The organism is Kribbia dieselivorans NBRC 106261, from assembly GCF_001552435.1.
Classification (GTDB): domain Bacteria; phylum Actinomycetota; class Actinomycetes; order Actinomycetales; family Dermatophilaceae; genus Kribbia; species Kribbia dieselivorans.
The window spans coordinates 1-11,227 of sequence record NZ_BCRE01000175.1 but is presented as its reverse complement, the minus strand read 5'-3'; the positions used below and the strand labels follow the sequence as shown (position 1 = coordinate 11,227).

Sequence of the window (11,227 nt, the reverse complement as noted above, 5' to 3'; positions counted from 1 at the left end):
GGGGTTAGGAGCGCCGTCCGGCCGGCTCGTTGCCACAGCCACCGGGCCGCGACATAGGCGGCCACGGTCAGGGTGATCCCGAACAGCGGGGTGTCGAGCATCTCCCGCGCGGCGGCACTCAGGCCGGTCATCGGCGCTCCGCCTCGGGGTCGTAGCCGTCCATGCGTTCGGCGTCGCGGGCCAGCTCGCCGGCCTGCTCCGCCATCCCGCTCGGCGCCACGAGCCGGCGACGCTGCAGCCGCACGACGAGAGCCGCGCTCAGGGCGGTGACGACCAGCCCCGCCGCCCAGCCACCGACCATGCCCCCGACGACCGGCAGCCACTGGTCACGGATGAGCCCGAGATACCCGATGACGCCGACGCCGGCCGGGATGAACAGCAGGGGCAACTCGTCCAGCACGCCCTCGGCGGCCCGCTCGACCTGCGGCAGACCGCGCTCCCCGCGTACGAACAGCACGAGCAGCAACAGCAACATGCCGATGACCGGGCCGGGCACCGGCAGGTCCAGTGCCCGCGAGAGCAATTCTCCGGCCAGTTGACAGAGCAGCAGCACGAGGAGTCCGACGATCACGGCTGGCGCACTCCCAGCCGATTGAGGATGAACGCCCACTCCCACGCCGTCTCGTGCCACGCGTCGTACCGGCCGCTGCGGCCCCCGTGCCCGGCGACCATCTCGGTGCGCAGTAGCACGGGCGCCTCGGCCGGATCGGAGGTCGACACCTCGCGCAGCTTCGCGACCCACTTGGCCGGCTCGGCGTAGCTGACCCGGGTGTCATTGAGTGAGGTCGTCGCCAGGATCGCGGGGTGCGCGACCGCCGCCACGTTCTCGTACGGGCTGTAGGACTTCATGTACGCGTAGACCTCGGGGTCGGCCAGCGGGTTGCCCCACTCCTCCCACTCCCCCACCGTCAGCGGTTGGCTCGGGTCGAGGATCGTCGTCAGGGCATCGACGAACGGCACCTGGGCGTGCACGACGGAGAATCGTTGCGGGGCCAGGTTGACGACGGCTCCCATGAGCAGTCCCCCGGCCGATCCGCCCTCCGCGGCCAGTCGGTCGGGGGCGGCCCAGCCGGTCTCGACGAGGTGATCGGCGCAGGCGAGGAAGTCGGTGAAGGTGTTCGTCTTGTGGGCCAGTCGCCCCTGCTCGTACCAGTCACGCCCGAGTTCGCCGCCGCCACGCACATGGGCGACGGCGTACACGACGCCGCGGTCGAGCAGCGAGAGTCGGGCCACCGAGAAGTACGGATCAGAACTGATCTCGTACGAGCCGTACCCGGTCAGCAACGCCGGGTGGGTGCCGTCGGGCGCGACGTCGGCGCGGCGCACCACCGAGACCGGCACGCGCACCCCGTCGGCGGCCGTGGCCCACTCCCGCGATTCCGCGTACGCCGCCGGGTCGTACCCGCCGAGGACCGGCTGCTGCTTGAGCAGCACCTGCTCGCCGGTGGCCACGACGTGGTCGACGACGCTGCGCGGGCGCGTCCAGGACTCGTGCGTGATCCGCACCCGGTCGGTGTGGAACTCGGGGGTGTCGGCCGCCGAGATCGCGCCACCCGGAGCGCCGTAGGTCACGCTCTCGATCCGTGCGGTGTCCCACGGCGAGACTCCGTCGACGGGCTCGACCGACGTCGCCCGGGGCAGCAGGCGCAGGCCGGGCAACCCGTCGCTGCGCAGCGTGAGCACGGCGAAGTCGGCGAAGGCATCCATCCCCAGGAATCGCTCGCCCGCACCGGAGGACAGCAGCGGCCGCCACTGGTCGGCGCTCGTGGCCGTCAGCGGTGCCCAGGCCACGTCGAAGTCCTTGTGGTCGGTGTTGTGGGTGATGAGCAGGTGGTCCCCGGCAGGCTCGACGTCGTACTCGACGCCCTCACGGCGGGGGGCGACACAGCGCAGGGGGCCCAGCGGGTCGCGCAGATCCAGCAGGTGCACCTCGCTGGTCGTGCGGGAGCCGAGCGCCACCATGAGGTGGGTGTCGCCGCGCGAGGTGCCCACGCCCATCCAGAAGCGCTCGTCCGGCTCGGCCAGGATGAGCACGTCGTGGGCAGGATCGCTGCCGACCTCGTGTCGCCACAGTTCGTGCGGGCGCCACGCCTCGTCGACGCGGACGTAGAACAGGTACCGGCCGTCGCGGGAGAGTTCGACGCCGTACCCGGTGTTCGTCACGGCGGTGTCGAGCACGGCTCCGGTGGCCAGGTCGACGACGGTGACGTCGAAGCGTTCGTCGCCGGTGGTGTCGATGGCATGGGCCATGACGGCGTGGTCGGCCGAGACGGTCAGCGCGCCGACGGCGAAGAACTCGTGGCCGGCCGCGGCGGCGTTGCCGTCGAGGAGGACCTGTTCGCCGGTGACCGGGGCGTCCACCGCCGGCGGGGTCGCGCGGTCGGTCAGCGGGGCCCGGCAGGAGATGGCGTACTGACCGCCCTCGATCGTGCGGGAGTAGTACCACCACGGACCGTCGGCGACCGGCACGGAGAGGTCGGTCTCCTGGACGCGGGACTTGATCTCGTCGAAGATCGCCTGCCGCAGGTCGGCCAGATCCGCCGTGACCGCATCGGCGTAGTCGTTCTCGGCGCGCAGATGCGCGAGCACCTCGGGATTCTCCGGGTCGGCGAGCCATGCGTAGTCGTCGATGACGGTGTCGCCGTGGTGGGTGCGCGCGATGGGTCGCTGGGGCGCGCGCGGAGCAGTGCGGGTGTCGGTCACCCGGCCATGCTAGGTGTCGCAACCCGCACGCTGCGCGCCCCCTCGCGCACCCCTCACGCGGTTCGAGGTATGACTCGGCGGATTCCCGCCGGGTCATACCTCGAACCAGGTGAGGGGGTGGACCTCAGAAGGCCTCGATCTCGGCCTTGATCGCGTCGATCTTGTCCTGCGGGATGATCGCGCCGGCCATGCCGATGGCCTGGTTGACGCTCATGCCCTTGGCCATGCCGAGCATCGGGTTGCTCGTGACCCCGGGGGCGTGCTTCTCGAAGACGGCGGCGACGCGCTCGTCCTCAAGGAGCTCGCCGAGGGTGGTGGTGTTGAGGTCGTACGCCATGTCCTGCTCCTTTGGTGGGCCGGCGACTGAATACCGGCGGGTAACAAGAGGGAGCCTAACCGCCGACGGCCCGTGCGCCAAGCAGTGCCTTCAGATCCCCGAACAATGCCTCGGTCGCGTTGACGCGATACATCGGATCGACCTTGAGCGTGACCGAGCGCCCCGGCTGCAGCAGCTTGATCTGCACGTCGGTGGTCCCCGGGTGCTGGGCCAGGACGTCCTTGAGGTCCTCGATCCGCGCCGCCGTGGCCCGCGGCAGGTCGAGATTGAGCACGACCGGACCGCGGGGGCCGTCGGTGACCTCCGGCAGAGAGAGTTCCATGGCGTTGATCGAGACGGAGTCGTCGCCGCGGCGCAGCCGCCCCTTGACGGCACAGACCGTGTCCATGGCCAGCATCGTCGAGACGGTGAGGTACGCCTGCGGGAAGAACAGGCACTCGATGGCACCCTCGAGGTCCTCGACGGTGACGATCGCCCACAGGTCACCCTTCTTGGATCGCTTGACCTGCAGCCCGGTGATCAGACCGGCCACCGTCACCGTCGATCCGTCCGGGCGGCTCGAATCCTCGTCGAGCAGGGCGGCGATGGAGGTGTCGGCGGCCCGCTGCAGCACGTGCTCGATGCCGAACAGTGGGTGGTCGGAGACATACAGGCCGAGCATGTCGCGCTCATGGCTGAGCCGGGTGGCCTTGTCCCACTCGTGCGGCGGCACATCCGGCAGACCGGCGTGGTCGACGTCCACACCGTCATCGCCGCCGAAGTCGGCGAAGAGGGAGTCCTGCCCGATCGCCTCCTGCCGCTTGATGTCGACGAAGGCGTCGACGTAGTCCTCGTGGACCAACGCGAGGCCCTGGCGAGGGTGGCCCAGGCTGTCGAAGGAGCCAGCCTTGATCAGCGACTCGATGGTGCGCTTGTTGCACACCGAGGCCGGGCAGGCGTCGAGGAAGTCCTTGAACGAGGCGAAGCGACCGTGCTCCGCGCGGGCGGCGACGATCTCGTCGACGACGTTGCGCCCGACATTGCGGATCGCCTCGAGCCCGAAGCGGATGTCGGTACCGACGGCGGCGAAGTTGGCGACCGACTCGTTGATGTCGGGTGGGAGCACCTTGATGCCCATGTGACGGCACTCGTTGAGGTACAGGGCCGACTTGTCCTTGTCGTCGCGCACGCTGGTGAGCAGCGCGGCCATGTACTCGGCCGGGTAGTTCGCCTTGAGGTAGGCCGTCCAGTACGACACGAGGCCGTAGGCGGCCGTGTGGGCCTTGTTGAAGGCGTAGTCGGAGAACGGCAGGAGGATCGACCACAGGGTCTCGACGGACTCCTTGGAGTAGCCGTTCTCGAGCATGCCCTTCTCGAAGTTGGCGTACTCCTTCTCCAGGACCTCCTTCTTCTTCTTGCCCATGGCCCGGCGCAGCAGGTCGGCGTTGCCGAGGGTGTACCCGGCCAACTTCTGCGCGATCTCCATGACCTGCTCCTGATACACGATCAGGCCATAGGTGTTGCCCAGGATGGGGGTCAGCGCCTCGGTCAGCTCGGGGTGGATGTAGTCCACGTCCTGCTTGCCGGTCTTGCGCAGCGCGAAGTTGGTGTGGGCGTTGGCCCCCATCGGGCCGGGTCGGTAGAGCGCGAGCGCGGCCGAGATGTCCTCGAAGTTGTCCGGCTGCATCAGGCGCAGCAGCGACCGCATGCCACCACCGTCGAGCTGGAACACACCCAGGGTGTCACCGCGCGAGAGCAGGGCGTACGTGGCCTTGTCGGTCATGTCCTTGCTCAGCGCGTCGAGGTCGATCGTCTCGTCGCGGTTGGCCTGGATGTTCTCCAGCGCGTCGTCGAGGATCGTCAGGTTGCGCAGGCCGAGGAAGTCCATCTTGACCAGCCCGAGCGTCTCGCAGCTCGGGTAGTCGAACTGCGTGATGACCTGGCCGTCCTGCAGCCGCCGCATGATCGGGATGACGTCGATGAGCGGCTCGCTGGACATGATGACGCCGGCAGCGTGGACGCCCCACTGGCGCTTCAGCCCCTCCAGCCCCTTGGCGGTCTCGAAGACCTCCTGCAGGTACGGCTCGGACTCGATGTGGTTGCGGAAGTCGACACCCTCGCCGTAGCGCGCGTGGTCCTTGTCGTACATCTTCGCCAGCGGCACACCCTTGCCCATGACGTCGGCGGGCATGACCTTGGTCATCCCCTCCCCGACCGAGAACGGGTGGCCCATGACGCGGGCGGCGTCCTTGACGGCCTGCTTGGCCTTGATCGTGCCGTAGGTGACGATCTGCGCGACCCGCTCGTCGCCGTACTTCTCGGTGACGTAGCGGATCACCTCGCCACGCCGGCGCTCGTCGAAATCGACGTCGAAGTCGGGCATCGACTTGCGCTCGGGATTGAGGAACCGCTCGAAGATCAGACCGTGCGGGATGGGGTCGAGGTCGGTGATGCCCATCGCGTAGGCGCACATCGAGCCGGCACCGGAGCCTCGTCCGGGGCCCACGCGGATGCCGTTGGACTTGGCCCAGTTGATGAAGTCGGCGACGACGAGGAAGTACCCGGGGTAGCCCTTGCCGACGATGACGTCGACCTCGTAGTCGGCCTGCTTCTGCGCGTAGTCGGGCACGCCCTCGGGGAACCGTCGCCGCAGACCGGTGTTGACCTCCTTGATGAACCAGGAGGTCTCGTCCTCCCCCGGCGGGCAGGGGAAGCGCGGCATGTAGCGGCCCTCCCCCTCGGTGAAGGAGACCTCGCACATGTCGGCGATGAGCAGCGTGTTGTCGCACGCCTCGGGCAGTTCCCGCCAGAGTTGGCGCATCTCCGCCGGGGACTTGAGGTAGTAGCCGTCGCCGTCGAACTTGAACCGGTCGGCGTCCAGCAGCGTCGAGCCGGAGTTGATGCACAGCAGCGCGTCGTGCGGCACCGCGTCCTCACGCTTGACGTAGTGCAGGTCGTTGGTCGCGATCAGCGGCAGCTTGAGGTCCTTGGCAAGCTTGAGCAGGTCCTGGCGCACCCGACGTTCGATGTCGATGCCGTGGTCCATGAGCTCGCAGAAGTAGTTGCCCTCGCCGAAGATGTCGCGGAACTCCGCGGCCGCCTCACGGGCCTTGTCGTACTGCCCCAGACGCAGGCGCACCTGCACCTCACCCGACGGGCACCCGGTCGTCGCGATGAGGCCCTTGCCGTAGGTGTTGAGCAGCTCGCGGTCCAGCCGCGGCCACTTCGCGAAGACCTGATCCAGCGAGGCCTGGCTGCCCATCCGGAACAGGTTGTGCATGCCCGTGTTGTCCTTGGCCAACAGGGTCATGTGGGTGTAGGCACCACCACCGGAGAGGTCGTCCCCGGGCCGGGTCTTCTCGTCGCCCCACTTCAGGCGCGAGCGATCGGAGCGGTGTGTGCCCGGGGTGACGTAGGCCTCGAGACCGATGATCGGCTTGACGCCGTACTTGCGTGACTTCGACCAGAACTCGTAGGCCCCGAAGAGGTAGCCGTGGTCGGTCGTCGCGACCGCCGGCATGCCGAGCTCCGCGGCGGCGGCGAACAGGTCGTCGATTCGCGCCGCACCGTCGAGCATGGAGTACTCGGTGTGGTTGTGAAGGTGGACGAAGTTCTTCTCGCGGGGCAGGTCGCTGGACATCGAGCCAATCTTAGGCGGGCGGATCGACAACGATGTCCGGGCGCAGGTCGTCGTCGGCAATCTCCTTCTGCCACTGCGTGATCAACGCCGACAGTGCGCTCACCCGGGCCGCCAGCCCGGCCGCGTCCTCGGGACCCGACGGGTCGCTTCCCGCCAGGGAGTCGAGCACCTGCGCGGCATGCGAGAACAACTCCTGATCATGGCGCAGTTCCGGGTGCCAGGCGGCGGCGAGCACGAGGTACCCCAGCTGGGTCACCGCGCGCGCGTAATCGAGGTAGGGCTCCACCCGCACCGGATCGTCGGCCTTCGCGCGGCCGGTCGTGCCCTCGCCCTCGAGGAGCTGGAAGTACAGCACCCGACGGTGCTCCTGCTCGTCCCGACCGGTGACCCGCCCGGCGGCCAGGTCAGCCACGACCGCCGCGATGCCCTCGAGCGTGCGCACCTTGGCGGCCCGCACGAACCGCACCGCCGACGAACGCGGCATCGTCAACCAGAGCACGCACAGGGCCACGGCCACCCCGATGAGCGTGTCCACGGCCCGATCACGCACCACCGCGCCCATGGGGTGATCGAAGTTGCCGCCCGTGGCGATGGTCAGCGCCAACGGCGTGATGACCACCACGGCCAGGGCGTAGTTGCGGGTGACGAGCATCTCCACACTGAACTGGAGCAGCACCACCACCAGGAGAAGCCCCCACGAACTGGGGTGGATGGCAATGATGACGCCGAAGACGAGCAGACCGGCCAGGGTCCCGAGCAGACGTTGCAGGCCGCGCGTCGTCTGGGCGACCCGTGAACCGCCCTGGTGGAGCACGAGGGCGGCGAAGGCCACGGCCCAGTACACGTGATCGGAACCGATCGCCGAGGCGATGGCCCCGGCGATCGTGGTGGCCACCGCCAGCCGCAGCGCGATGAGCAGCACCTCGGAGGGCCACCGCAGGCTGCTCCGCAGGAGGTACGACGGTTCGGGGCGCCCCAGCGCCGTCTCGCGCAACTGTTCGGCGTCGACCCCGAGGTCCTCGGCGGCCAGGTCGACCCGATCGTCGGTGTCGTGGGCCACCCCACGCGGGTGCAGCGGGTCACCCTCGGTCACCCCGGCCGACGAGGCGAGGCGGGTCAGGTGTCGGTCGTGGATCCCCTGGAGTTCGGCGGTGAGACCGACCAGACCGGCCGGCACCCGACCGGCTCGCGGTCCGGTGGCATCGCGCAGCGTCGTCCAGGCGTGGTGCAGCGCAGTCGAGGCCCGGGAGCGCGCGGCGCGCAGGTCGTGCTCGGCAGTCTCGAAGGCCGACACGGCGCGCTCGGCGGCCTGGACCGCACGGCGCTCCGGTCGGTGTGGGTCGACGATGAGGTCGGACATGCCGACGATGATCGCGACGATCGCGCCTGAAGTCGCGGCGAGGAGGAGTTCACCGCCGTGGTGGCCGGCGTGGGCGACGAGATAGTAGCCGATGCCCGTCTCGAGCACGAAGAAGTACGACCCCGGCGGGCCGACCTTGAGCGTGTTGCACAACACGGCCGCGACGACCGCCACGACGACCATGAACGGCACCAACAGCCACGGGTACGACGCGGCGACGACCCCGAGCCCGAGACAGCCCAGCAGGCCGACGGCCACGACGAGCATGAGCCGCAGGCGGAATCGCCCGGCCGTGGTCGGGCCGTACAGCACGGTGAAGGCCCCCAGGCCGGCGATCAGACCCAGTCCCTCACGCCCGGCCAGGATGCCGATCGCCAGCGGGATCGCCATCGTGAGCGCCGCCTTGAGCGCGATCGGCCACCGCGCCGGCGAGTCGTTGATGGTGAAGACCGACCGCAGCGCCACGCTGCCCACGGCCCACGTCCGGCTGGCGGTCACAGTCGTTCCAGGGCGGTGCGCAACTCGTCGGGGTAGGCGCTCTCGAACTCGACGTACTCCCCCGAGGCCGGGTGGAGGAAGCCGAGCCTGGTGGCATGCAGCCACTGGCGATCCAGACCGACGCGGGCGGCCAAGGCCGGGTCGGCGCCGTAGGTCAGGTCGCCGACACACGGGTGGTGGAGCGCGGCGAAGTGCACGCGGATCTGGTGGGTCCGGCCGGTCTCGAGGTGGATCTCGAGGAGGCTGGCCGAGCGATAGGCCTCCACCAGGGCATAGTGCGTCGTGCTGGGTTTGCCCGACTCCATCACCGCGAACCGGTAGTCATGGCCGGGGTGACGACCGATCGGAGCCTCGATCGTGCCGACGAGCGGGTCGGGCAGGCCCTGCACGAGGGCGTGGTAGGTCTTGTCCACCTCACGGTGGCGGAAGGCGTTCTTGAGCACGGTGTAGGCCAGTTCGGACTTGCACACGACCATCAGGCCCGAGGTGCCGACGTCGAGTCGGGAGACGATGCCCTGCCGTTCGCTGGCACCCGAGGTCGAGATGCGGTAGCCCGCGGCGGCCAGGCCCCCGACGACGGTCGGCCCGGACCACCCCACGGACGGGTGGGCGGCCACCCCGGCCGGTTTGTCGACGACGACGATGTGATCGTCGTCGAAGACAATGCCCATGCCCGGCACCGGTTCGGCGATGACCTCCAGCGTCGGGCTCGCCGGGGCCGACGGCAGGGTGACCTCGAGCAGTTCTCCGGCCACGGCCCGCTCCGACTTGCCGACGACCCGGCCCGCCAAGACGACGTGCCCGGCCGCGGCCAGGTCTGCGGCCTTGGTCCGGGACAGCCCGAGGAGTCGGGCCAGGGCGGCATCCACGCGTTCGCCGTCGAGCCCCTCGGGGACGAGGATGGCGCGCTGCTCAGACATCGGTGGCGCTCGGATGCTCGTCCGAGCCCTCGCGGGAGCCGTCCAGGTGCAGGCCCATGGCGGTGAACACGGCGATCGCCACGGCGGCCCCGACGATGGCGATGTCGGCGACGTTGCCGACGAACCAGCCGAAGTAGTCGATGAAGTCGACGACGTGCCCGCGGCCGGGACCCGGATCGCGCACGAGTCGGTCGACGAGGTTGCCCAGGGAACCGCCGACGATCAGACCGAAGGCCCAGGCCCAGGCCTGGTCGTTGAGTCGTCGCGACCACACCAACACGAGCACCGTGACGACGACCGCGATCAGGGTGGTCAGAAGGGTGTTGGAGTCGCCGAAGGAGAAGGCCGCGCCCGGGTTGCGCAACAATCGCAGGGTGATCCAGTCACCGATCAGCGGCCGGACCTGACCGTCGCCCAGGGCGCGCAGGGCCCACTCCTTGGTGAGCTGGTCCAGCGCGAGCGTCACGACGGCCACGATCGCCATGACGCGCTTGGGGCTCAGCGCCGTTCCTGCTTGGTCTTGCAGGCGACACACAGCACGACGCGCGGTGCGAACTGCAGCCGGGCCTTGCCGATCGGGCCGCCACAGGAGTCACAGACGCCGAACGTGCCGTTGTCGAGACGCTCGAGCGCCTCCCGGGCCTCGGCGAGCATCGTGCGGGCGCTGTTCGTCAGGGCGATCTCATGGTCGCGCTCGTACTGCTTGGCGCCCGAGTCGGCCTCGTCGTCGCCGGCACCCTGACCGAAGTCGCGCATGAGATCGGCCAGATCCGCCTCGGCGGTGGCGATCTCCGCCGTGAGGCTCTCGATCGAGGTCAGCAGCTGCTGGCGCACCTCCTCGACCTCGGCATCGGTCCACGGCTCCTCACCCGGCAGCACGGGCAGGGTCTCCGCCCGCACTCCAGCGGCGGTCGGCTTGGTCGTCCCCTTGGCCATGATCCCCTCCTTCGACTGTCAGCGGCGGTCTCACACGCGCGGCGGCGCTGTCCGTGTGACAGCGCCTTGCTCCATGTCGGGAGCACGTTACATGACGTTGGTGGGTTCAGGGTGCGGAGCGCCGAAACGATTGCGCCCCGACCGCGCTCCTCACGCGATTCGACTCCCTCACGCGATTCGACTCCCTCACGCGATTCGAGGTAATGGCGACCGCTGGAGCGGTCGCCATTACCTCGAATCGGGGTGGAGCGGGATGGCGCTGTGACGCGCCCGGGGTCAGTTGCCCTTGTTGGCCTCGACCGGACCGATGTTGTCCAGTTCCTTGAGCTGGCCGGTGATGTACGACTTCAGACGGCCGCGGTAGTCGTGCTCGAAGCCCTTGAGCTTGTCGATCTGACCCTGCAGGGACGTGCGCGCCTGGTTGAGCTCGGCGAGCACGCGCTCGCGCTGACCCTCGGCGTCGCCGACCAGCTTCTTGGCCTGGGCCGTCGCCTCGCTGACCAGGGTGTCGCGCTTCTGCGTGCCTTCAGTGACGAGCGAGTCGCGCTTCTGCGTGCCCTCGGCGATGAGCGAGTCGCGCTTCTGCGTGCCCTCGGCGATCATCGCGTCACGCTTCTGCGTGCCCTCGGCGATCATGGCCTGCGAGTCGGTCGTGGCCTTCTTGACCAGGTCGTCGCGCTTGGCCTCACCCTCGGCGACGAGGCGGGAGCGGGTGCCCTCACCCTCGGCGATGTGCTCGTCGTGCAGGCGCTGCGCCAGGGCGATGATGCCGGCCGCGTCGCCGCCACCGGTCGTTGCACCGGCACCGGCACCGGCGAAGGCCGCCGTGGCCGTCGGCGCGGGAGCGTTCGCGG

Annotated in this window: 8 protein-coding genes and 1 pseudogene; all 9 read right to left on the bottom strand. The window is 69.4% G+C overall.

The annotated features are described in order from the left end of the window. Positions 1-127: 127 nt before the first annotated feature. Positions 128-571: a CidA/LrgA family protein gene (locus tag KD1_RS13420; protein ID WP_083542474.1), complete on the bottom strand. Its 444-nt coding sequence runs from the start codon at positions 569-571 to the stop codon at positions 128-130. Beyond that, positions 568-2,703: a S9 family peptidase gene (locus tag KD1_RS13415; protein WP_068402723.1), complete on the bottom strand. Its 2,136-nt coding sequence runs from the start codon at positions 2,701-2,703 to the stop codon at positions 568-570. Before KD1_RS13415 ends, KD1_RS13420 begins: the two co-directional genes overlap by 4 nt. 124 nt (positions 2,704-2,827) lie before the next feature. Further along, positions 2,828-3,040: a hypothetical protein gene (locus KD1_RS13410; RefSeq protein WP_068402722.1), complete on the bottom strand. Its 213-nt coding sequence runs from the start codon at positions 3,038-3,040 to the stop codon at positions 2,828-2,830. A gap of 55 nt (positions 3,041-3,095) precedes the next feature. Next, positions 3,096-6,659, bottom strand: coding sequence for a DNA polymerase III subunit alpha (dnaE, locus tag KD1_RS13405; RefSeq protein WP_068402721.1), 3,564 nt, complete (start codon positions 6,657-6,659; stop codon positions 3,096-3,098). Positions 6,660-6,669: 10 nt separating this feature from the next. Further along, positions 6,670-8,517, bottom strand: a complete 1,848-nt coding sequence (locus tag KD1_RS13400) for an FUSC family protein (protein WP_068402719.1) — start codon at positions 8,515-8,517, stop codon at positions 6,670-6,672. Beyond that, entirely contained in the window at positions 8,514-9,437 is a 924-nt protein-coding gene (locus KD1_RS13395; RefSeq protein WP_068402717.1) for an RluA family pseudouridine synthase, read from the bottom strand. Before KD1_RS13395 ends, KD1_RS13400 begins: the two co-directional genes overlap by 4 nt. Continuing rightward, complete coding sequence (gene lspA, locus KD1_RS13390; RefSeq protein WP_068402715.1) at positions 9,430-9,921, bottom strand: signal peptidase II; 492 nt, start codon at positions 9,919-9,921, stop codon at positions 9,430-9,432. Before lspA ends, KD1_RS13395 begins: the two co-directional genes overlap by 8 nt. 14 nt (positions 9,922-9,935) lie before the next feature. Continuing rightward, positions 9,936-10,373 carry a TraR/DksA family transcriptional regulator gene (locus KD1_RS13385; protein WP_068402713.1) on the bottom strand — a complete coding sequence of 146 codons (438 nt, stop codon included), beginning with the start codon at positions 10,371-10,373 and terminating at the stop codon, positions 9,936-9,938. Positions 10,374-10,649: 276 nt separating this feature from the next. Further along, positions 10,650-11,227, bottom strand: a pseudogene (locus tag KD1_RS16910) (DivIVA domain-containing protein); the annotation flags it as partial.